Source organism: Citrobacter sp. RHBSTW-00029 (genome assembly GCF_014104295.1).
GTDB lineage: Bacteria > Pseudomonadota > Gammaproteobacteria > Enterobacterales > Enterobacteriaceae > Citrobacter > Citrobacter youngae.
This window is the reverse complement of record NZ_JABXRT010000001.1, coordinates 4,142,150-4,164,492: the sequence shown is the minus strand read 5'-3', so window position 1 is coordinate 4,164,492 and position 22,343 is coordinate 4,142,150. Positions and strand designations below refer to the sequence as shown.

Below are 22,343 nucleotides of genomic sequence, written 5' to 3'. Positions count from 1 at the left end.
ACGCTTTTTCTTATTCATTAGTATGCCATCAGGGAGTGTGATTGCGGCTGCAAAAACGGCAAATTGCTTATTTTATGGCATGTTAATGGTGGTTTTGGTGAAAAAATACGCATTCGGAAAGTTATTTTAAATTTCCCCTTGTCAGCCTGAAATAACTCCCTATAATGCGCCTCCACTGACACGGAACAACGGCACGCAAGCCGCCGGGTCAGCGGGGTTCCACTGAGAACTCCGGCGAAGAAAGCGAAATTAAATGCTTGACTTCATAGCGGGATGGCGTAATATGCACACCCCGCGCCGCTGAGAAAAAGCGAAGCGGCACTGCTCTTTAACAATTTATCAGACAATCTGTGTGGGCACTCGAAGATACGGATTCTTAACGTCGCAAGACGAAAAATGAATACCAAGTCTCTGAGTGAACATACGTAATTCATTACGAAGTTTAATTCACGAGCATCAAACTTAAATTGAAGAGTTTGATCATGGCTCAGATTGAACGCTGGCGGCAGGCCTAACACATGCAAGTCGAACGGTAGCACAGAGGAGCTTGCTCCTTGGGTGACGAGTGGCGGACGGGTGAGTAATGTCTGGGAAACTGCCCGATGGAGGGGGATAACTACTGGAAACGGTAGCTAATACCGCATAACGTCGCAAGACCAAAGAGGGGGACCTTCGGGCCTCTTGCCATCGGATGTGCCCAGATGGGATTAGCTAGTAGGTGGGGTAACGGCTCACCTAGGCGACGATCCCTAGCTGGTCTGAGAGGATGACCAGCCACACTGGAACTGAGACACGGTCCAGACTCCTACGGGAGGCAGCAGTGGGGAATATTGCACAATGGGCGCAAGCCTGATGCAGCCATGCCGCGTGTATGAAGAAGGCCTTCGGGTTGTAAAGTACTTTCAGCGAGGAGGAAGGTGTTGAGGTTAATAACCTTAGCAATTGACGTTACTCGCAGAAGAAGCACCGGCTAACTCCGTGCCAGCAGCCGCGGTAATACGGAGGGTGCAAGCGTTAATCGGAATTACTGGGCGTAAAGCGCACGCAGGCGGTCTGTCAAGTCGGATGTGAAATCCCCGGGCTCAACCTGGGAACTGCATCCGAAACTGGCAGGCTAGAGTCTTGTAGAGGGGGGTAGAATTCCAGGTGTAGCGGTGAAATGCGTAGAGATCTGGAGGAATACCGGTGGCGAAGGCGGCCCCCTGGACAAAGACTGACGCTCAGGTGCGAAAGCGTGGGGAGCAAACAGGATTAGATACCCTGGTAGTCCACGCCGTAAACGATGTCGACTTGGAGGTTGTGCCCTTGAGGCGTGGCTTCCGGAGCTAACGCGTTAAGTCGACCGCCTGGGGAGTACGGCCGCAAGGTTAAAACTCAAATGAATTGACGGGGGCCCGCACAAGCGGTGGAGCATGTGGTTTAATTCGATGCAACGCGAAGAACCTTACCTACTCTTGACATCCAGAGAACTTTCCAGAGATGGATTGGTGCCTTCGGGAACTCTGAGACAGGTGCTGCATGGCTGTCGTCAGCTCGTGTTGTGAAATGTTGGGTTAAGTCCCGCAACGAGCGCAACCCTTATCCTTTGTTGCCAGCGGTTCGGCCGGGAACTCAAAGGAGACTGCCAGTGATAAACTGGAGGAAGGTGGGGATGACGTCAAGTCATCATGGCCCTTACGAGTAGGGCTACACACGTGCTACAATGGCGCATACAAAGAGAAGCGACCTCGCGAGAGCAAGCGGACCTCATAAAGTGCGTCGTAGTCCGGATTGGAGTCTGCAACTCGACTCCATGAAGTCGGAATCGCTAGTAATCGTGGATCAGAATGCCACGGTGAATACGTTCCCGGGCCTTGTACACACCGCCCGTCACACCATGGGAGTGGGTTGCAAAAGAAGTAGGTAGCTTAACCTTCGGGAGGGCGCTTACCACTTTGTGATTCATGACTGGGGTGAAGTCGTAACAAGGTAACCGTAGGGGAACCTGCGGTTGGATCACCTCCTTACCTTAAAGAAGCGTTCTTTGTAGTGCTCACACAGATTGTCTGATGAAAAGTAAATAGCAAGGCGTCTTGCGATTGAGACTTATACGTCCCCTTCGTCTAGAGGCCCAGGACACCGCCCTTTCACGGCGGTAACAGGGGTTCGAATCCCCTAGGGGACGCCACTTGCTGGTTTGTGTGAGTGAAAGTCGCCGGCCTTAATATCTCAAAACTTACCTTCGGGTGACGTTTGAGATATTTGCTCTTTAAAAATCTGGATCAAGCTGAAAATTGAAACGACACACTGTTTCATTTCTCCGTAATAAGAAATGAAAAATGGTGTGTTCGAGTCTCTCAAATTTTCGCAACACGGTGGTGTTTTACGAAACATCTTCGGGTTGTGAGGTTAAGCGACTAAGCGTACACGGTGGATGCCCTGGCAGTCAGAGGCGATGAAGGACGTGCTAATCTGCGATAAGCGTCGGTAAGGTGATATGAACCGTTATAACCGGCGATTTCCGAATGGGGAAACCCAGTGTGATTCGTCACACTATCATTACGTGAATCCATAGCGTAATGAAGCGAACCGGGGGAACTGAAACATCTAAGTACCCCGAGGAAAAGAAATCAACCGAGATTCCCCCAGTAGCGGCGAGCGAACGGGGAGCAGCCCAGAGTCTGAATCAGCTTGTGTGTTAGTGGAACGGTCTGGAAAGTCCGACGGTACAGGGTGATAGTCCCGTACACCAAAATGCACAGGTTGTGAACTCGAAGAGTAGGGCGGGACACGTGGTATCCTGTCTGAATATGGGGGGACCATCCTCCAAGGCTAAATACTCCTGACTGACCGATAGTGAACCAGTACCGTGAGGGAAAGGCGAAAAGAACCCCGGCGAGGGGAGTGAAAAAGAACCTGAAACCGTGTACGTACAAGCAGTGGGAGCCTCTTTATGGGGTGACTGCGTACCTTTTGTATAATGGGTCAGCGACTTATATTCTGTAGCAAGGTTAACCGAATAGGGGAGCCGAAGGGAAACCGAGTCTTAACTGGGCGTTAAGTTGCAGGGTATAGACCCGAAACCCGGTGATCTAGCCATGGGCAGGTTGAAGGTTGGGTAACACTAACTGGAGGACCGAACCGACTAATGTTGAAAAATTAGCGGATGACTTGTGGCTGGGGGTGAAAGGCCAATCAAACCGGGAGATAGCTGGTTCTCCCCGAAAGCTATTTAGGTAGCGCCTCGTGAACTCATCTTCGGGGGTAGAGCACTGTTTCGGCTAGGGGGTCATCCCGACTTACCAACCCGATGCAAACTGCGAATACCGAAGAATGTTATCACGGGAGACACACGGCGGGTGCTAACGTCCGTCGTGAAGAGGGAAACAACCCAGACCGCCAGCTAAGGTCCCAAAGTCACAGTTAAGTGGGAAACGATGTGGGAAGGCACAGACAGCCAGGATGTTGGCTTAGAAGCAGCCATCATTTAAAGAAAGCGTAATAGCTCACTGGTCGAGTCGGCCTGCGCGGAAGATGTAACGGGGCTAAACTGTGCACCGAAGCTGCGGCAGCGACACTATGTGTTGTTGGGTAGGGGAGCGTTCTGTAAGCCGTTGAAGGTGTGTCGTGAGGCATGCTGGAGGTATCAGAAGTGCGAATGCTGACATAAGTAACGATAATGCGGGTGAAAAACCCGCACGCCGGAAGACCAAGGGTTCCTGTCCAACGTTAATCGGGGCAGGGTGAGTCGACCCCTAAGGCGAGGCCGAAAGGCGTAGTCGATGGGAAACAGGTTAATATTCCTGTACTTGGTGTTACTGCGAAGGGGGGACGGAGAAGGCTATGTTAGCCGGGCGACGGTTGTCCCGGTTTAAGCATGTAGGCGGGTGTTTTAGGTAAATCCGGAACACTACTAACGCTGAGGTGTGATGACGAGGCACTACGGTGCTGAAGTAACAAATGCCCTGCTTCCAGGAAAAGCCTCTAAGCATCAGGTAACACGAAATCGTACCCCAAACCGACACAGGTGGTCAGGTAGAGAATACCAAGGCGCTTGAGAGAACTCGGGTGAAGGAACTAGGCAAAATGGTGCCGTAACTTCGGGAGAAGGCACGCTGATATGTAGGTGAAGTGATTTACTCATGGAGCTGAAATCAGTCGAAGATACCAGCTGGCTGCAACTGTTTATTAAAAACACAGCACTGTGCAAACACGAAAGTGGACGTATACGGTGTGACGCCTGCCCGGTGCCGGAAGGTTAATTGATGGGGTTATCCGTAAGGAGAAGCTCTTGATCGAAGCCCCGGTAAACGGCGGCCGTAACTATAACGGTCCTAAGGTAGCGAAATTCCTTGTCGGGTAAGTTCCGACCTGCACGAATGGCGTAATGATGGCCAGGCTGTCTCCACCCGAGACTCAGTGAAATTGAACTCGCTGTGAAGATGCAGTGTACCCGCGGCAAGACGGAAAGACCCCGTGAACCTTTACTATAGCTTGACACTGAACACTGGTCCTTGATGTGTAGGATAGGTGGGAGGCTTTGAAGTGTGGACGCCAGTCTGCATGGAGCCAACCTTGAAATACCACCCTTTAATGGCTGGTGTTCTAACGTGGACCCGTAATCCGGGTTGCGGACAGTGTCTGGTGGGTAGTTTGACTGGGGCGGTCTCCTCCTAAAGAGTAACGGAGGAGCACGAAGGTTAGCTAATCCTGGTCGGACATCAGGAGGTTAGTGCAAAGGCATAAGCTAGCTTGACTGCGAGAGTGACGGCTCGAGCAGGTGCGAAAGCAGGTCTTAGTGATCCGGTGGTTCTGAATGGAAGGGCCATCGCTCAACGGATAAAAGGTACTCCGGGGATAACAGGCTGATACCGCCCAAGAGTTCATATCGACGGCGGTGTTTGGCACCTCGATGTCGGCTCATCACATCCTGGGGCTGAAGTAGGTCCCAAGGGTATGGCTGTTCGCCATTTAAAGTGGTACGCGAGCTGGGTTTAGAACGTCGTGAGACAGTTCGGTCCCTATCTGCCGTGGGCGCTGGAGAATTGAGGGGGGCTGCTCCTAGTACGAGAGGACCGGAGTGGACGCATCACTGGTGTTCGGGTTGTCATGCCAATGGCATTGCCCGGTAGCTAAATGCGGAAGAGATAAGTGCTGAAAGCATCTAAGCACGAAACTTGCCCCGAGATGAGTTCTCCCTGAGACTATAAGTCTCCTGAAGGAACGTTGAAGACGACGACGTTGATAGGTCGGGTGTGTAAGTGTAGCGATACATTGAGCTAACCGATACTAATGAACCGTGAGGCTTAACCTTACAACGCCGAAGGTGTTTTGGCGAAAGACAGACATCGATTTCAGCTTGATTACAGATTACATCGACATGCCCAAGAGGTGTGTTGATAAACAGAATTTGCCTGGCGGCTGTAGCGCGGTGGTCCCACCTGACCCCATGCCGAACTCAGAAGTGAAACGCCGTAGCGCCGATGGTAGTGTGGGGTCTCCCCATGCGAGAGTAGGGAACTGCCAGGCATCAAATTGCAGTAAACCGGGATGAATAATCCGGGTAGTGACAAAGAAATTCGGTGGAGCGGTAGTTCAGTTGGTTAGAATACCTGCCTGTCACGCAGGGGGTCGCGGGTTCGAGTCCCGTCCGTTCCGCCACTTATTGGAAAATTAAGCCTGCTTAGTAGCAGGCTTAATGATAAGAAAATTTAGGGGCGTAGCTCAGTTGGTAGAGCACCGGTCTCCAAAACCGGGTGTCGCGAGTTCGAGTCTCTCCGCCCCTGCCAGAAACAATCCTTAGCATCCTTGCTAAGGATTTTTTTTTTACCTGAACATCATATTCTGGATCTTCCAGTTCATTTTTTCCCGGCATCCTTGCCAGCGTTTTCATTAATCTTCCAAAATATTTGTTTTCAGCAGATCGCGAATAAGTGCATGTTTGTCGCTATTTTGCAGCCAAACCGCATATAACGGACGTGAAAGAGTCGCACTGTCAGTAACTGTGTGAAGATCGCTTTTGGTTCTGGCCCAACTGACGGGAAGCCAACTAAACCCTTTAATTACAGAAAGTTGCTGTCTTGCCAGTTCTGCAGAACTGGTGGTAAGTACCGGCACTTCATCTCCAGCAATCAATCCCGCTTCGTGCTGCTGAAAATCCGGTCCCCATTCCAGGCGTAGGTAATTCAGTCCATCTTTGGTTTGCGATGGAGAGCTACAATAGAGCGCCAGCGTGAAATATCCCAACAGTTGGCTGCTAAATTCGTCCATTTTTGGGGTTTCGGTCGTAATTAACAGATCCAGCTGTCGTTCATGGAGCTGCTTTACTAGCGACTGGCGCTGAGCGATTCGCGCTTCAAACTGCAGGCTGGATTGTGGCTCCTGAGATTGGTATAAACGCCGCAACCAGTCATTGAGCATGCATTCCCAAAGGGATGCACTGGCACCGATCGAAAACTCGTTGTGCCGTGAGGTATTCGCGACCTCCTTACGTGCTGCTTGCCATGTATTCATCAGCGTTTCAGCGTAAGGCAATAATTTTTCACCTGCAGCGGTCAAACGAATATTGTTTCTGTGTCGGGTGAACAGGTTCACACCCAGTTGATTTTCCAGTTGTCTGATCCGAAAACTCACCGCCGACTGGGTCAGGTAGAGCGCTTCAGCTGCCCGACCAAAGTGGCGTGTCCGGCTAACTTCCAGGAAAGTTTTTAACAATTCCGTATCCACAACGCGCTCCATAAAATTATTTGTCGTGATGATTTAAATCTTTTGTTTGACGCTCTGTCAAGCGTAACTAATACTCCGCGCCATAAATAGCTCGGCCAAAGAATTAGGAGCGTGCAGGATGGCGGAAAGCTTTACGACGACTAATCGATATTTCGACAATAAATATTACCCCCGCGGATTCTCCCGTCATGGTGATTTCACCATTAAAGAGGCACAGCTGCTTGAGCGTCATGGCTATGCCTTCAACGAGCTGGATCTGGGTAAACGTGAGCCAGTAACTGAAGAAGAAAAATTGTTTGTTGCGGTATGCCGTGGTGAACGTGAGCCAGTTACCGAAGCTGAACGCGTGTGGTCTAAATACATGACGCGCATTAAGCGTCCAAAACGCTTCCACACGCTGTCTGGCGGGAAACCTCAGGTGGAAGGTGCAGAAGACTACACCGAATCTGATGATTAATAAAAAAGGGCGTAAGCCCTTTTTTTATGCCAGTAATTTCTGCAGGTGAATTAATAACCTGTCTATCGCCCGATAAGCAACGGCCTCCTGCAAGTGCTGGCGGGTGATATGGTCGCACTGTTCAATATCCGCAATGGTACGTGCGACTTTTATCAGGCGTAGCCAGGCGCGGATGGACAATCCAAGACGAGCTAACGTGTCCTCAAGCCAGTGCGCATCATCGCTGCGAAGCATGCAAAATTTATGGATATCCTGGCTGTCCAGATACGCATTTAACTTATTTTGCCGCCGATACTGACGCTCTCGTGCAGCGATGACGCGTTGCTTCACCGTTGCGCTATCTTCACCTTTCACTACGCTCTGGCTGAGTATGCCGGGTGGCGGTAAGGGAATTTCGAGGGAGAGGTCAAAGCGGTCAAGAAATGGTCCTGACAGCCGATTGAGGTAGCGCAGAGTCTGTTCTGGGGTACAGCGGTTATGATTCCCCTGATAATGGCCTGTTGGGCTGGGATTCATGGCGGCTATGAGTTGAAAGCGCGCGGGATAGGTTATTTTTGCTCTGGTACGGGATAGATGGATCTGCCCGGACTCAATGGGTTCGCGCAGTGCATCCAGCGTGCGTCGCTCAAACTCAGGTAATTCATCCAGAAATAATATACCGTTATGTGCCAGGGAGATCTCGCCTGGCGCAGGAATAGAGCCTCCACCGACCATTGCGGTTAATGAAGCACTGTGGTGGGGAGAACGAAAAGGGCGTTGCTTCCACTGTTTTTGTATCGTATCGGAATTGACCAGACTGAGGATCGCTGCACTTTCCAGCGCCTCATCGTTGCTAAGTGGAGGAAGCAGTCCTCTGAGACGGCTGGCCAGCATGGTCTTGCCCGTACCAGGCGGGCCGATAAACAGGAGGTTGTGACCACCAGCGGCGGTGATCTCCAGCCCTCGTTTACCCTGTTCCTGACCGATAACATCGCTGAGATCCTCTGGTGAAGGTTCGGCGGTAAAGTCTGCAGATTGCGGTTTGTCTAAATCATGCTTTCCTTCCAGGAATGCGCATACCGCCTGCAGGTGATCGGCAATCAGGCACCCTTCGCCGTGTATTAGACCAACCTCTGCGGCATTCTCTTTAGCGACAATGATTCTCCGGCCTGCACGAATCGCTTCGGTTGCGCTTGATATAGCGCCTGGAACGCTGCGTAAAGCGCCTGTAAGCGCTAATTCGCCTACCAGCTCATAGGTGTCGAGATTATGGGTTGTAAGCTGCTCAGAAGCGACCAGAAGCGCAACAGCGATAGGTAAATCATATCGCCCCCCTTCTTTGGGGAGGTCAGCCGGAGCCAGGTTGATGGTTATCTTCCTGGCCGGGAATTCATACCCGCTATTAATAATTGCACTGCGTACCCGATCGCGAGCCTCTTTCACTGTCGTTTCAGGTAACCCCACCATGGTTAAACCAGGCAGGCCATTACTAATATGTACCTCGATGGTAATGGCTGGTGCATTCACGCCGAGGGCGGCGCGTGTGTGAACAATCGATAGTGACATAACCCCTCCTGATGGGAATATTATGTCGCAATAGATATCAGCAAGATTCTGCATAATTGATGTTTTTAGACGCTTATTCCTGTGTTTTTGTGTAATCAGGAATTGCTTGCCCCATGTCTGGAATCTCGCTCGCAAATGCGTATAAGTGTGCCGAGGAAAGAGATCGCAGGTGGTGCTGATGCGCTGAAACGTGAAATATTTTCATTTTATATTTTTTGTATAAAAAACAACGATATTTATCTAAACCGTTAACGGCGTCAGAAAAATGAAAACAAAAATATCTTGTGCTATTCGCAAATTCTATGGTAACTCTTTAGGTATTCCTTCGAACAAGATGCAAGAAAATACAAAAATGACAGCCCTTCTACGAGTGATTAGCCTGGTCGTGATTAGCGTGGTGGTGATTATTATCCCACCGTGCGGGGCTGCACTTGGACGAGGAAAGGCTTAGAAAACAAGCCTTAACGAACTAAGACCCCCGCACCGAAAGGTCCGGGGGTTTTTTTTGACCTTAAAAACTTAAACGAGGAGCAGAAAGTGAACGGCAGCATAAAATTCTGTTTCTCAAGATTTACGGCGGGGATGTAACTATGAATGGGGCACAGTGGGTGGTACATGCGTTGCGTGCACAAGGGGTTCAAACCGTCTTTGGTTATCCCGGTGGCGCAATTATGCCGGTTTACGATGCATTGTATGACGGCGGCGTAGAGCACCTGTTGTGCCGACACGAGCAGGGTGCGGCGATGGCGGCGATTGGTTATGCCCGTGCAACGGGTAAAACCGGTGTTTGTATCGCCACTTCCGGCCCTGGTGCTACCAACCTGATCACCGGACTTGCCGATGCGTTGTTAGATTCTGTTCCAGTGGTCGCGATCACCGGCCAGGTGGCATCACCTTTCATCGGAACGGATGCGTTCCAGGAAGTGGACGTGCTTGGTATGTCGCTGTCCTGCACCAAACACAGCTTCCTGGTGCAGTCACTGGAAGAGCTGCCGCGCATCATGGCTGAGGCCTTCGCCGTGGCGAATTCCGGTCGCCCGGGTCCGGTTCTGGTGGATATCCCGAAAGATATCCAATTAGCCAGCGGTACGCTGGAGCCGTATTTTACGACCGTCGAAAACGTTGAGGCTTTTCCGCACGCTGACGTTGAGCAGGCGCGTAACATGCTGGCGCAGGCGCAGAAACCTATTCTGTACGTTGGTGGCGGCGTAGGTATGGCACAGGCGGTTCCGGCCCTGCGTGAGTTTATTGCGCTTACTCAAATGCCTGTCGCTTGCACGCTGAAAGGTCTGGGCGCAGTAGATGCTGACTACCCATACTATTTGGGCATGTTGGGTATGCACGGGACTAAAGCGGCAAATTTCGCGGTGCAAGAGTGTGATTTACTGATTGCAGTTGGCGCGCGTTTTGATGACCGGGTGACTGGTAAGCTGAATACTTTCGCACCGAACGCCAGTGTGATCCACATGGATATCGACCCGGCAGAAATGAACAAACTGCGCCAGGCGCATGTGGCCCTGCAGGGCGATTTAAATTCGCTGCTGCCGGCATTACAGCAGACGTTGAAGATTGACGAATGGCGTCAGCACAGTGCAGAACTGCGAGCAGAGCATACCTGGCGCTACGACCATCCGGGTGAGGCCATCTATGCACCGTTGTTGTTAAAACAACTGTCGGACCGTAAACCAGCGGATAGCGTTGTTACGACGGATGTTGGCCAGCATCAGATGTGGTCTGCACAGCATATGACCTATACCCGCCCGGAAAATTTCATCACCTCGAGCGGCCTGGGTACGATGGGCTTTGGTTTACCTGCCGCGGTTGGCGCACAGGTTGCTCGCCCGAACGATACGGTAATCTGTATCTCCGGTGACGGTTCCTTCATGATGAATGTACAGGAACTCGGCACCGTAAAACGCAAGCAGTTGCCGCTGAAGATAGTTTTACTCGACAACCAGCGGTTAGGCATGGTGCGACAATGGCAGCAGCTGTTTTTCCAGGAACGTTATAGCGAAACCACCCTTACCGATAACCCCGATTTCCTCATGTTGGCCAGCGCCTTCGGCATACCTGGTCAGCACATCACCCGTAAAGACCAGGTTGAAGCGGCACTCGACACCATGCTGAACAGCGAGGGGCCATACCTGCTTCATGTCTCAATCGACGAACTTGAGAATGTCTGGCCTCTGGTACCACCAGGTGCCAGCAACTCAGAAATGCTGGAGAAATTATCATGATGCAACATCAGGTCGCCGTTGAGGCTCGTTTCAATCCGGAAACGTTAGAACGTGTTTTACGCGTGGTACGCCATCGTGGTTTTCAGGTGTGCTCCATGAATATGGAAGCCGCCAGCGATGCGCAGAATATAAATATCGAATTGACCGTTGCCAGCCCCCGGTCGGTCGACTTACTGTTTAGTCAGTTAAGTAAACTGGTGGACGTTGCACATGTTGCCATCTGCCAGAGCACAACCACATCACAACAAATCCGCGCCTGAGCGCAAAAGGAAGAAAAATGACGACGAAAAAAGCTGATTACATTTGGTCTAATGGCGAGATGATTCGTTGGGAAGACGCGAAGGTTCACGTGATGTCCCACGCGCTGCACTACGGTACTTCTGTATTTGAAGGCATCCGTTGCTACGATTCTCACAAAGGGCCGGTGGTGTTCCGTCATCGCGAACATATGCAGCGTCTGCGTGATTCAGCCAAGATCTATCGTTTTCCGGTTTCTCAGAGCGTTGATGAGCTGATGGAAGCTTGCCGTGAGGTGATTCGTAAAAACAATCTGACCAGCGCCTATATCCGTCCGCTGGTGTTTGTTGGCGATGTGGGGATGGGCGTTAACCCGCCAGCGGGTTACACCACCGACGTGATTATCGCCGCGTTCCCGTGGGGGGCTTACCTCGGTGCTGAAGCGCTGGAACAGGGGATCGATGCGATGGTTTCTTCCTGGAACCGCGTTGCGCCAAACACTATCCCTACCGCTGCTAAGGCTGGTGGTAACTATCTGTCTTCGCTGCTGGTGGGTAGCGAAGCGCGTCGTCATGGTTACCAGGAAGGTATTGCGCTGGATGTGAATGGTTACATCTCTGAAGGCGCGGGTGAAAACCTGTTTGAAGTAAAAGACGGCATTCTGTTTACCCCGCCGTTTACCTCTTCTGCACTGCCGGGTATCACCCGTGACGCGATCATTAAGCTGGCGAAAGATCTCGATATCGAAGTGCGTGAGCAGGTGCTGTCCCGTGAATCTCTGTACCTTGCCGACGAAGTGTTCATGTCCGGTACCGCGGCCGAAATCACTCCGGTACGCAGCGTTGATGGTATTCAGGTCGGTGAAGGCCGCTGCGGTCCAGTCACCAAACGTATCCAGCAAGCCTTCTTTGGCCTCTTCACCGGTGAAACGGAAGATAAATACGGCTGGTTAGATTCAGTAAACCAATAACAAAATTAATATTTCCCCAAAATAATTCACGTTGCAGGAAGACGGCAACGCAGCAAGTCCCAGGAGCTTACTGTAGTAAGTGACTGGGATGAGCGAGGCAGCCAACGCACCTGCGGCGTGAAGTATGCAGGGGAAAGACAGACGGGAGTTAATCAAGCATGCCTAAGTATCGTTCTGCCACCACCACCCACGGCCGTAATATGGCGGGTGCCCGCGCACTGTGGCGCGCCACCGGGATGACCGATGACGACTTCGGTAAACCAATTATCGCTGTTGTGAACTCCTTTACCCAGTTTGTGCCGGGCCATGTCCATCTGCGCGATCTCGGTAAGCTGGTTGCCGAACAAATCGAAGCCTCTGGCGGCGTAGCGAAAGAGTTCAACACCATTGCTGTGGATGATGGTATCGCCATGGGCCACGGGGGCATGCTGTATTCACTGCCGTCACGCGAGCTGATCGCTGACTCCGTTGAGTACATGGTTAACGCCCACTGCGCCGATGCGATGGTCTGCATCTCCAACTGCGACAAAATCACCCCGGGGATGTTAATGGCCTCCCTGCGTCTGAACATTCCGGTGATCTTTGTTTCTGGTGGCCCGATGGAAGCCGGGAAAACCAAGCTCTCTGACCAAATCATCAAGCTCGATCTGGTTGATGCAATGATTCAGGGCGCGGACCCGAAAGTCTCTGACTCACAAAGCGAACAGGTTGAGCGTTCCGCCTGCCCGACCTGCGGCTCATGCTCCGGGATGTTCACCGCAAACTCGATGAACTGTCTGACCGAAGCGCTGGGTTTATCGCAGCCGGGTAACGGTTCGCTGCTGGCGACTCACGCCGACCGTAAAACGCTGTTCCTTAACGCGGGTAAACGCATCGTTGAGCTGACTAAACGCTACTATGAGCAGGATGATGCTTCTGCGCTGCCGCGCAACATTGCCAGCAAGGCGGCGTTTGAGAATGCCATGACGCTGGATATCGCCATGGGCGGCTCCACCAACACCGTTCTGCACCTGCTGGCGGCGGCGCAGGAAGCGGAAATCGACTTCACAATGAGTGATATCGACAAGCTGTCCCGCAAAGTCCCACAGCTGTGTAAAGTGGCGCCGAGCACGCAGAAATACCATATGGAAGACGTGCACCGCGCAGGCGGCGTACTGGGTATTTTAGGCGAACTGGATCGTGCCGGACTGCTGAACCGCGACGTGAAAAACGTGCTGGGGCTGACGCTGCCGCAAACGCTCGATCGGTATGACGTGATGCTGACCAAAGATGACGCGGTGAAAAAGATGTTCCGCGCTGGCCCGGCGGGCATCCGTACCACTCAGGCGTTCTCGCAGGACTGCCGCTGGGACACGCTGGATGACGATCGCGCCGAAGGCTGTATCCGTTCGCTGGAACATGCTTACAGCAAAGATGGCGGTCTGGCAGTCCTGTACGGTAACTTCGCGGAAAACGGCTGTATTGTGAAAACCGCAGGTGTGGATGACAGCATCCTGAAATTTACCGGCCCGGCGAAAGTGTACGAAAGCCAGGATGACGCGGTTGAGGCGATCCTTGGCGGCAAAGTGGTGGCGGGCGACGTGGTGGTGATTCGCTACGAAGGGCCGAAAGGCGGGCCAGGCATGCAGGAAATGCTCTACCCAACCACCTTCCTGAAATCGATGGGGCTCGGCAAGGCCTGTGCGCTGATAACAGATGGCCGTTTCTCCGGCGGCACATCCGGCCTGTCTATCGGCCACGTTTCCCCGGAAGCGGCCAGCGGCGGTAATATCGCGATTATCGAAGATGGCGACATGATTGCTATCGATATCCCGAATCGTGGTATTCAACTGCAGTTGAGCGATGCGGAAATCGCTGCGCGTTGTGAAGCACAGGAAGCACGCGGTGACAAAGCCTGGACGCCTAAAGATCGTCAGCGCCAGGTCTCCTTTGCGCTGCGCGCCTACGCCAGTCTGGCAACCAGCGCCGACAAAGGCGCGGTGCGCGATAAGTCGAAACTCGGGGGATAATGACCATGGCGGATTCACAACCTCTATCTGGTGCTCCTGAGGGCGCCGAGTATCTCAGAGCGGTATTGCGTGCGCCGGTCTACGAAGCGGCGCAGGTAACGCCGCTACAGAAAATGGAAAAGCTCTCTTCGCGCCTCGATAACGTTATTCTGGTCAAGCGCGAAGACCGTCAACCCGTTCACAGCTTCAAGCTACGCGGTGCCTATGCCATGATGGCGGGCCTGACCGAAGAGCAAAAAGCGCATGGGGTCATCACCGCATCGGCGGGTAATCATGCCCAGGGCGTCGCGTTCTCTTCTGCACGACTAGGCGTGAAGGCGCTGATTGTCATGCCAACGGCTACTGCCGATATCAAAGTCGATGCCGTTCGCGGCTTCGGCGGAGAAGTGCTGCTGCATGGCGCGAATTTTGATGAAGCCAAAGCCAAAGCGATTGAGCTATCGCAGCAGCAGGGTTTTACCTGGGTTCCACCGTTTGATCATCCGATGGTGATTGCCGGGCAGGGCACGCTGGCGCTGGAGCTACTCCAGCAGGACGCTCATCTCGATCGCGTATTCGTGCCTGTTGGTGGTGGCGGATTAGCGGCAGGTGTTGCGGTGCTGATTAAACAGCTGATGCCGCAGATCAAAGTGATCGCCGTTGAAGCTGAAGATTCCGCCTGCCTGAAAGCGGCGCTGGATGCCGGTCATCCGGTTGATCTCCCGCGCGTCGGTCTTTTTGCTGAAGGCGTGGCGGTCAAACGCATTGGTGATGAAACCTTCCGTCTGTGCCAGGAATACCTCGACGACATTATTACCGTTGATAGCGATGCTATTTGCGCAGCGATGAAAGACCTGTTTGAAGATGTGCGAGCCGTGGCTGAGCCATCGGGCGCGCTGGCGCTGGCGGGAATGAAAAAATACATCGCCCAGCACAATATTCGCGGTGAGCGGCTGGCGCATGTGCTTTCCGGAGCTAACGTTAACTTCCACGGCCTGCGCTACGTGTCTGAACGCTGCGAGTTGGGGGAGCAACGTGAAGCATTGCTGGCGGTGACCATCCCGGAAGAGAAGGGCAGCTTCCTGAAATTCTGCCAACTGCTGGGTGGGCGCTCGGTTACTGAGTTTAACTACCGTTTTGCTGATGCCAAAGATGCCTGCATTTTTGTCGGCGTACGCCTGAGCCGTGGTCTGGAAGAACGTAAAGAAATCCTCCAGTTGCTTAGTGACGGCGGCTACAGTGTGGTGGATCTGTCTGACGACGAAATGGCGAAGCTGCACGTGCGCTATATGGTCGGTGGACGTCCGTCGAAACCCTTGCAGGAACGGCTGTTCAGCTTCGAATTCCCGGAATCGCCGGGGGCGCTGCTGAAGTTTCTGCATACACTGGGGACGCACTGGAATATTTCATTGTTCCACTATCGCAGTCATGGAACTGACTACGGCCGTGTACTGGCGGCGTTTGAGTTGGGTGAGCATGAACCTGATTTCGAAACGCGGCTGAACGAACTGGGCTATGACTGTCATGATGAAACACATAACCCCGCGTTTCGTTTTTTTCTCGCGGGGTAATGTTTGGGGAGCCTGACGGCACTGCGCCTGTCTGGCCTGCGCCCTGACTCTCTGCCGGTTAAGGTGCTTGCGCCGCCGTTCGGCGGCTAGTGATTTGGCAATATCTTCCAGAAAGCATCAATAAGCGGCTCATGCAGCCGCTTTTTTTGTGCGCATACGCCCAGCTCGAACGGTGTTTTTTCGTCGCTACGTTCCAGAATCATCACGCGGTTACGTACCGGCTCCGGGCTATTCTCCAGCACCACTTCTGGCAACAATGCTACGCCGCAGCCCAGCGCCACCATCGACACCATCGCCTCGTGGCCGCCCACGGTGGCGTAAATCGACGGGTTGCTGATTTTATTGCGCCGGAACCACAGCTCAATGCGGCGGCGCACCGGCCCCTGGTCGGCCATGATAAACGGCACCGTTGACCAGTCTGGCTCATCCACCGAAATCTGGTTGCGCACCGGGCAGGGCAGTGCTGGCGCTATCAATACCACAGCCAGATTCTCCAGCATGGAAAATGCCACCGCGCCGGGCAGTGTCTCGGGCTTACCGGCAATTGCCAGATCGGCCTCGCCGGTGACGACTTTTTCCATTGCATCAGCCGCGTCACCGGTGGTGAGCTTGATTTCCACCGACGGATGCTCGGCGCGGAAGCGGTCGAGGATCGGTGGTAAATGGCTGTAGGCGGCAGTCACTGAGCAGAAGATATGCAGTTCACCGGACAACGACGGTCCTTGTTGATCAATGGTATGGCGTAATTGCTGATACTGCAGCAGCGTCTGCTGGGCAAACACGCGCAGCTCCTCACCGGCTTCGGTGAGCGTCACCGTGCGGTTATCGCGGACAAACAGCGGCTGGCCGAGGTCTTCTTCAAGACGCTGAATTTGCCGGGAGAGCGTGGAGGGGCTGACGTGCATCGCCCGCGCGCTGCGGCCAAAATGGCGGCTTTCCGCCAGATGCAGGAACATTTTCAGATCGCGTAAATCCACCGGCGAACCTCTTTATTTTGACGTTGCAGATATTGCAATGTGACGTTGTGAATATATCAATTTCCGCAATAAATTTCCTGTCATATAGTGGGTTCATTCTCGCAAAAGCGAACCGAATAATAAGCACCACAATACAACATCACGGAGTACACCATCATGGCTAACTACTTTAATACACTGAATCTGCGTCAGCAGCTGGCTCAGCTGGGCAAATGTCGCTTCATGGGCCGCGAAGAATTCGCCGACGGCGCAAGCTACCTTCAGGGTAAAAAAGTGGTCATCGTCGGCTGTGGCGCTCAGGGTCTGAACCAGGGCCTGAACATGCGTGACTCCGGTCTGGATATTTCCTACGCACTGCGCAAAGAAGCGATCGCTGAGAAACGTGCTTCGTGGCGTAAAGCGACCGAAAACGGCTTCAAAGTAGGTACCTACGAAGAACTGATCCCGCAGGCTGACCTGGTGGTTAACCTGACGCCAGACAAACAGCACTCCGACGTTGTGCGTTCCGTACAGCCGCTGATGAAAGACGGCGCGGCGCTGGGTTACTCCCACGGTTTCAATATCGTCGAAGTGGGCGAGCAGATCCGTAAAGACATCACCGTTGTGATGGTGGCACCGAAGTGCCCGGGTACCGAAGTGCGTGAAGAGTACAAACGTGGTTTCGGCGTACCGACGCTGATCGCCGTCCACCCGGAAAACGACCCGAAAGGCGAAGGCATGGCGATCGCTAAAGCCTGGGCTGCGGCAACCGGCGGTCACCGTGCTGGCGTACTGGAATCCTCCTTTGTTGCAGAAGTGAAATCTGACCTGATGGGCGAGCAGACTATTCTGTGCGGTATGCTGCAGGCGGGCTCTCTGCTGTGCTTCGACAAGCTGGTGGAAGAAGGTACTGACCCGGCTTATGCGGAAAAACTGATTCAGTTCGGCTGGGAAACCATCACCGAAGCGCTGAAGCAGGGCGGTATCACGCTGATGATGGACCGTCTGTCTAACCCGGCAAAACTGCGCGCTTATGCGCTGTCCGAACAGCTGAAAGAGATCATGGCACCGCTGTTCCAGAAACACATGGACGACATCATCTCCGGTGAATTCTCCTCCGGCATGATGGCTGACTGGGCCAACGACGATAAGAAACTGCTGACCTGGCGTGAAGAGACCGGCAAAACCGCGTTCGAAACCGCCCCGCAGTTTGAAGGCAAAATCGGCGAGCAGGAGTACTTCGATAAAGGCGTTCTGATGATTGCGATGGTGAAAGCGGGCGTTGAGCTGGCGTTCGAAACCATGGTTGATTCTGGCATCATCGAAGAGTCTGCTTACTACGAATCACTGCACGAACTGCCGCTGATCGCGAACACCATCGCGCGTAAGCGTCTGTACGAAATGAACGTGGTTATCTCCGATACCGCAGAATACGGTAACTACCTGTTCTCTTACGCTTGCGTACCGCTGCTGAAAGAGTTCATGACGACTCTGCAGACCGGCGATCTGGGCAAAGCGATTGCCGAAGGTGCGGTAGACAACGCGCAGCTGCGTGATGTGAACGAAGCGATTCGCGGCCACGCTATCGAGCAGGTTGGTAAGAAACTGCGTGGTTATATGACGGATATGAAGCGTATTGCGGTAGCGGGTTAAATAGATTGTCGGGTGGCGCTAGCGCTTACCCGACCTACAATTTAGCCAAGAATGTAGGCCGGGTAAGGCGACAGCCGCCACCCGGCTTTTTTATTAGTTACGGTACAGCACTTTAATGATGTGGTAACCGAACTGCGTGTGCAGCGGGCCAGTTGGCTCCAGCACCGGGCAAGAGAAGACGACTTTATCGAACGCCGGGACCATCTGGCCCTGGCGGAATTCGCCTAAATCACCGCCGCGTTTGCCTGATGGGCAGATTGAGTGTTTCTTCGCCAGCTTGCCAAAGTCGGCACCGTTTTTAATTTGTTCCAGAAGATCCAAAGCCAGTTTCTCTTCTTTAACAAGGATATGCACTGCTGCTGCTGTTTTTGCCATGATCGTGCCTTGAGTGGGGTGGTTGAGGCTGGCTATACTACCATGCTCTAAATTTCCCCTCCTGACTTTCATTGAGTGATCTTTATGCGTTTGAATCCCGGACAACAACAAGCCGTCGAATTTGTCACAGGACCTTGCCTGGTGCTGGCGGGGGCGGGTTCCGGAAAGACGCGCGTTATCACCAATAAAATTGCGCACCTGATCCGCGTTTGTGGCTATCAGGCGCGGCATATCGCGGCGGTGACTTTTACCAATAAGGCCGCGCGTGAAATGAAAGAGCGTGTGGCGCAGACGCTGGGTCGTAAAGAGGCGCGTGGATTGATGATCTCCACGTTCCACACGTTGGGGTTGGATATCATCAAGCGTGAATTTGCGGCGTTGGGGATGAAGTCGAACTTCTCGCTGTTTGACGATACCGACCAGGTGGCTCTGCTTAAGGAACTGACCGAAGGGCTAATTGAAGACGATAAACTTATCCTTCAACAGCTGATCTCAACGATCTCCAACTGGAAAAACGATCTGATGACCCCGGCGCAGGCAGCGGCCAGCGCTAAAGGCGAACGCGATCGTATTTTCGCGCACTGCTATGGTTTGTACGACGCGCATATGAAGGCGTGCAACGTGCTGGACTTTGACGATCTGATCCTACTGCCGACGTTGCTGCTTCAGCGTAATGAAGAGGTGCGCGAGCGCTGGCAGAACAAAATCCGCTACCTGCTGGTGGATGAATACCAGGATACCAACACTAGCCAGTACGAGCTGGTGAAGCTGCTGGTGGGGCAACGTGCGCGCTTTACCGTGGTGGGTGATGACGATCAGTCTATTTACTCCTGGCGCGGCGCGCGTCCGCAAAACCTGGTGCTGCTGAGCAAAGATTTTCCGGCGCTACAGGTGGTGAAGCTGGAGCAAAACTACCGTTCCTCCGGGCGTATCCTCAAGGCGGCGAACATCCTCATTGCTAACAACCCGCACGTCTTTGAAAAGCGCTTGTTCTCTGAGCTGGGCTACGGACCTGAGCTGAAAGTACTGAGTGCCAACAACGAAGAGCATGAAGCGGAACGCGTGACCGGGGAGTTGATTGCTCATCACTTTGTGAATAAGACGCAGTATAAGGACTATGCGATCCTGTATCGCGGTAATCATCAGTCGCGCGTGTTCGAAAAGTTTCTAATGCAGAACCGTATCCCGTACAAAATTTCCGGCGGAACGTCGTTTTTCTCGCGTCCGGAAATCAAAGATCTGCTGGCCTACCTGCGTGTGCTGAGCAACCCGGATGACGACAGCGCATTTTTGCGGATCGTAAACACGCCAAAACGTGAAATCGGCCCGGCCACACTGCAAAAGTTGGGTGAGTGGGCGATGACGCGTAATAAAAGCTTGTTTACTGCCAGCTTTGATATGGGTCTAAGCCAGACGCTGACCGGCCGCGGTTATGATTCTCTAACCCGCTTTACGCACTGGCTGGGGGAAATCCAGCGCCTCGCGGAGCGTGAACCGATTGCTGCCGTGCGTGACCTGATCCATGGCATTGATTACGAATCCTGGCTGTATGAAACCTCGCCGAGCCCGAAAGCGGCAGAAATGCGTATGAAGAACGTCAACACGCTGTTCAGCTGGATGACGGAGATGCTGGAAGGCAGTGAGCTGGAAGAGCCAATGACCCTGACCCAGGTCGTTACCCGCTTTACCCTGCGCGACATGATGGAGCGTGGAGAGAGTGAAGAAGAGCTGGACCAGGTGCAGTTGATGACGTTACATGCCTCAAAAGGGCTGGAGTTCCCCTATGTGTTTATGGTGGGAATGGAAGAGGGCTTCTTACCTCATCAGAGCAGCATCGATGAAGACAACATTGATGAAGAGCGTCGTCTGGCCTACGTCGGCATTACCCGTGCACAGAAAGAGCTTATCTTCACGTTGTGCAAAGAACGCCGTCAGTACGGTGAACTGGTGCGTCCGGAGCCAAGCCGCTTCCTGCTGGAACTGCCACAGGATGACGTTATCTGGGAACAGGAGCGTAAAGTGGTGAGCGCTGAGGAGCGGATGCAAAAGGGGCAGGCCAGCATTGCGAATATCCGGGCAATGATGGCGAAAGCCAAAGAGAAGTAATATTTATTTGGTAGACCGGATAAGCGTGAGCGCCATCCGGCAGCCAGCATCTAACGCACTTCCAGCGGCCAGTGGACATAGCTTTGCCACTGGATTTCCTGATCGATCAACTCTTTACCTAATGGATGATGTTCCAGCCAGCTTTCCGGCAACGTTAGCGTCAGATCTTCATCCTGAGCTTGCAGGGTGATATGTGGCACTAAATCGTCACGGCGGCGGCTTGCGAAGATGATCGCCAGGCGTAGCAAACGGCAAAGGTGCTCCGCGATGCGCGGCGGCACGGCGTTTTGCTGGTGGAGCGAAGAGAGATCGACTGGGTTGGTCTGATTTAATAACAGCGTGGCTAACAGCTTTTTCTGCGCGGGAGTGAAGCCCGGAAGATCGAGATTACGCACCAGCCAGGCGGCATGCAGCGGTGCCTGCTTATATTCCACGCTCAGCCCTATTTCATGCAGCTGACAGGCACTTTGCAGCAGTTCACGGCTAATGGCCTCAAGATGCCACTCATCTTTCACCTGATCGAATAAATGTACAGCCAACTGTGCGACGCGGTTCGCCTGATCGGTGTCAACCATAAAGCGACGCTGAATATTACGCAGCGTACGGCTGCGAATATCCTGATCGACAGGCAGGTGCAGCATACCGTAAACCAGACCTTCACGCAGTGCGCCGCCGGCCAGGGTCATGCATTGAATATTCAACTCAGTGAAAATCGCGATCAGGATTGCCAGCCCGCTAGGGAACACCAGTGCGCGTTCCAGCGTTAACCCTTCGATTTCCAACTCTTCCAGACGACCGCAGTGGATAGCACGCTGCTTAAGCTGCTGAAGTTTGGCCAGCGTAATGCGCTCATCCATACCCTGCGCCATCATGATTTCCTGCAACGCCTGGACGGTACCGGAGGCACCAACGCAAACTTTCCAGCCATGAAAACGCAGTTTGTCGGCGACCGGGCGCAGAACCTCACGCGCCGCTTTCTCGGCTTCGTCAAAATTTTCCTGCGCCAGATTACGATCGGTGAAGTACCGTTCGAGCCAGGTAACGCAGCCCATTGACAGGCTGAACAGAGAGGTTGTTTGGGCGCCGGAGCCGGTAACCAGTTCCGTACTGGCACCGCCAATATCAACGACCAGACGCTGATCGGCACCGCCAGTGGTGTGGGCGACACCCTGATAAATCAGTCGTGCTTCTTCTTCACCACTGATGACCTGGACAGGGCAGCCGAGGATCTCTTGCGCTTTGGCGATAAAGACATCGGCGTTTACCGCGATGCGCAATGTTGCCGTGGCGACCACGCGGATTTGCGGTTGCGGGATATCCTGCAGACGTTCAGCAAACAGGCGCAGGCATTGCCAGCCGCGTTCCATGGCTTCAGCGGAGAGAATGTTGTTGCTGTTGAGTCCAGCGGCCAGACGCACCTTGCGTTTAATACGCGTGAGCGTCTGGATGCTTCCCGCCACTTCGCGTACAACCAGCATATGAAAACTATTCGAGCCTAAATCGATTGCGGCGTACAGCGAAGTGGTTGTGAGCATATCTTACG

General features: G+C 53.3%; 14 protein-coding genes, 3 tRNA genes and 3 rRNA genes. 15 read left to right on the top strand and 5 right to left on the bottom strand.

The genetic code is table 11. The annotated features are described in order from the left end of the window. Positions 1–464: 464 nt before the first annotated feature. The 6 genes from HV041_RS20140 (at position 465) to HV041_RS20115 (ending at position 5,768) form a co-directional block, all read left to right on the top strand. A 16S ribosomal RNA gene (locus HV041_RS20140) occupies positions 465–2,006 on the top strand. Positions 2,007–2,091: 85 nt separating this feature from the next. After that, positions 2,092–2,167: transfer RNA gene (locus HV041_RS20135), tRNA-Glu, on the top strand. Positions 2,168–2,386: 219 nt separating this feature from the next. Next, positions 2,387–5,293, top strand: a 23S ribosomal RNA gene (locus HV041_RS20130). Between the two features lie 99 nt (positions 5,294–5,392). Continuing rightward, a 5S ribosomal RNA gene (gene rrf / locus HV041_RS20125) occupies positions 5,393–5,508 on the top strand. Together the 16S, 23S and 5S rRNA genes with 3 tRNA genes alongside form the textbook arrangement of a ribosomal RNA operon. Before the next feature lie 55 nt (positions 5,509–5,563). After that, a tRNA-Asp gene (locus HV041_RS20120) sits at positions 5,564–5,640 on the top strand. A 52-nt stretch (positions 5,641–5,692) separates the two neighbouring features. Continuing rightward, positions 5,693–5,768, top strand: a tRNA-Trp gene (locus tag HV041_RS20115). Positions 5,769–5,871: 103 nt separating this feature from the next. Here HV041_RS20115 and hdfR read toward each other — a convergent pair. Further along, positions 5,872–6,717: an HTH-type transcriptional regulator HdfR gene (gene hdfR, locus HV041_RS20110; RefSeq protein WP_086523519.1), complete on the bottom strand. Its 846-nt coding sequence runs from the start codon at positions 6,715–6,717 to the stop codon at positions 5,872–5,874. Between the two features lie 106 nt (positions 6,718–6,823). Between hdfR and maoP the strand changes: the two genes are divergently transcribed. Beyond that, on the top strand, positions 6,824–7,162 hold the full coding sequence (gene maoP, locus HV041_RS20105; protein ID WP_003018025.1) for a macrodomain Ori organization protein MaoP: 339 nt from the start codon (positions 6,824–6,826) through the stop codon (positions 7,160–7,162). A gap of 24 nt (positions 7,163–7,186) precedes the next feature. Here the strand turns inward: maoP and HV041_RS20100 are convergent, their stop codons facing one another. Then, complete coding sequence (locus HV041_RS20100) at positions 7,187–8,707, bottom strand: YifB family Mg chelatase-like AAA ATPase (RefSeq protein WP_115601249.1); 1,521 nt, start codon at positions 8,705–8,707, stop codon at positions 7,187–7,189. Between the two features lie 352 nt (positions 8,708–9,059). On the opposite strand from HV041_RS20100, the gene ilvL reads away from it, so the two are divergent. The 6 genes from ilvL to ilvA all read left to right on the top strand — a co-directional run bounded on the left by ilvL (position 9,060) and on the right by ilvA (position 15,710). Further along, positions 9,060–9,158, top strand: a complete 99-nt coding sequence (gene ilvL / locus HV041_RS20095) for an ilv operon leader peptide (RefSeq protein WP_001311244.1) — start codon at positions 9,060–9,062, stop codon at positions 9,156–9,158. Between the two features lie 139 nt (positions 9,159–9,297). Beyond that, entirely contained in the window at positions 9,298–10,944 is a 1,647-nt protein-coding gene (ilvG, locus tag HV041_RS20090; protein ID WP_048214053.1) for an acetolactate synthase 2 catalytic subunit, read from the top strand. After that, a complete protein-coding gene (ilvM, locus tag HV041_RS20085; RefSeq protein WP_003018017.1) occupies positions 10,941–11,204 on the top strand; it encodes an acetolactate synthase 2 small subunit in 264 nt (87 codons plus the stop codon). The genes ilvG and ilvM overlap by 4 nt, the downstream gene beginning before the upstream one ends. Positions 11,205–11,221: 17 nt before the next feature. Continuing rightward, positions 11,222–12,151: a branched-chain amino acid transaminase gene (locus tag HV041_RS20080; protein ID WP_003829030.1), complete on the top strand. Its 930-nt coding sequence runs from the start codon at positions 11,222–11,224 to the stop codon at positions 12,149–12,151. Positions 12,152–12,309: 158 nt separating this feature from the next. Further along, positions 12,310–14,160 carry a dihydroxy-acid dehydratase gene (gene ilvD / locus HV041_RS20075; RefSeq protein ID WP_121585248.1) on the top strand — a complete coding sequence of 617 codons (1,851 nt, stop codon included), beginning with the start codon at positions 12,310–12,312 and terminating at the stop codon, positions 14,158–14,160. A 5-nt stretch (positions 14,161–14,165) separates the two neighbouring features. Beyond that, positions 14,166–15,710 (top strand): threonine ammonia-lyase, biosynthetic, encoded by a 1,545-nt coding sequence (gene ilvA, locus HV041_RS20070; RefSeq protein WP_048214102.1) that lies wholly within the window; start codon positions 14,166–14,168, stop codon positions 15,708–15,710. 86 nt (positions 15,711–15,796) lie between these two features. On the opposite strand, the gene ilvY is transcribed toward ilvA, so the two are convergent. Then, positions 15,797–16,687: an HTH-type transcriptional activator IlvY gene (gene ilvY / locus HV041_RS20065; protein WP_048214055.1), complete on the bottom strand. Its 891-nt coding sequence runs from the start codon at positions 16,685–16,687 to the stop codon at positions 15,797–15,799. 156 nt (positions 16,688–16,843) lie between these two features. Here ilvY and ilvC point away from each other — a divergent pair, with 156 nt between their 5' ends. Further along, positions 16,844–18,319 carry a ketol-acid reductoisomerase gene (ilvC, locus tag HV041_RS20060; protein WP_048214056.1) on the top strand — a complete coding sequence of 492 codons (1,476 nt, stop codon included), beginning with the start codon at positions 16,844–16,846 and terminating at the stop codon, positions 18,317–18,319. Positions 18,320–18,412: 93 nt separating this feature from the next. Here the strand turns inward: ilvC and ppiC are convergent, their stop codons facing one another. After that, the gene (ppiC, locus tag HV041_RS20055; RefSeq protein ID WP_003017999.1) at positions 18,413–18,694 is read right to left on the bottom strand and encodes a peptidylprolyl isomerase PpiC; all 282 of its coding nucleotides are present in this window, start codon (positions 18,692–18,694) and stop codon (positions 18,413–18,415) included. An 84-nt stretch (positions 18,695–18,778) separates the two neighbouring features. Here ppiC and rep point away from each other — a divergent pair, with 84 nt between their 5' ends. After that, complete coding sequence (gene rep, locus HV041_RS20050; protein WP_048214057.1) at positions 18,779–20,800, top strand: DNA helicase Rep; 2,022 nt, start codon at positions 18,779–18,781, stop codon at positions 20,798–20,800. A 50-nt stretch (positions 20,801–20,850) separates the two neighbouring features. Here rep and gppA read toward each other — a convergent pair whose 3' ends face one another. After that, positions 20,851–22,335, bottom strand: coding sequence for a guanosine-5'-triphosphate,3'-diphosphate diphosphatase (gene gppA, locus HV041_RS20045; RefSeq protein ID WP_121585249.1), 1,485 nt, complete (start codon positions 22,333–22,335; stop codon positions 20,851–20,853). Between the last annotated feature and the right edge of the window lie 8 nt (positions 22,336–22,343).

Excerpts from the sequence above, each read along its gene's own strand:
- ilvC (WP_048214056.1), top strand. The coding sequence starts at position 16,844 with ATGGCTAACTACTTTAATACACTGAATCTGCGTCAGCAGCTGGCTCAG.
- rep (WP_048214057.1), top strand. The coding sequence starts at position 18,779 with ATGCGTTTGAATCCCGGACAACAACAAGCCGTCGAATTTGTCACAGGA.
- HV041_RS20100 (WP_115601249.1), bottom strand. The coding sequence starts at position 8,707 with ATGTCACTATCGATTGTTCACACACGCGCCGCCCTCGGCGTGAATGCA.
- HV041_RS20080 (WP_003829030.1), top strand. The coding sequence starts at position 11,222 with ATGACGACGAAAAAAGCTGATTACATTTGGTCTAATGGCGAGATGATT.
- ilvD (WP_121585248.1), top strand. The coding sequence starts at position 12,310 with ATGCCTAAGTATCGTTCTGCCACCACCACCCACGGCCGTAATATGGCG.
- ilvA (WP_048214102.1), top strand. The coding sequence starts at position 14,166 with ATGGCGGATTCACAACCTCTATCTGGTGCTCCTGAGGGCGCCGAGTAT.
- ilvG (WP_048214053.1), top strand. The coding sequence starts at position 9,298 with ATGAATGGGGCACAGTGGGTGGTACATGCGTTGCGTGCACAAGGGGTT.
- ilvL (WP_001311244.1), top strand. The coding sequence starts at position 9,060 with ATGACAGCCCTTCTACGAGTGATTAGCCTGGTCGTGATTAGCGTGGTG.
- ilvM (WP_003018017.1), top strand. The coding sequence starts at position 10,941 with ATGATGCAACATCAGGTCGCCGTTGAGGCTCGTTTCAATCCGGAAACG.
- maoP (WP_003018025.1), top strand. The coding sequence starts at position 6,824 with ATGGCGGAAAGCTTTACGACGACTAATCGATATTTCGACAATAAATAT.
- hdfR (WP_086523519.1), bottom strand. The coding sequence starts at position 6,717 with ATGGAGCGCGTTGTGGATACGGAATTGTTAAAAACTTTCCTGGAAGTT.
- ppiC (WP_003017999.1), bottom strand. The coding sequence starts at position 18,694 with ATGGCAAAAACAGCAGCAGCAGTGCATATCCTTGTTAAAGAAGAGAAA.
- gppA (WP_121585249.1), bottom strand. The coding sequence starts at position 22,335 with ATGCTCACAACCACTTCGCTGTACGCCGCAATCGATTTAGGCTCGAAT.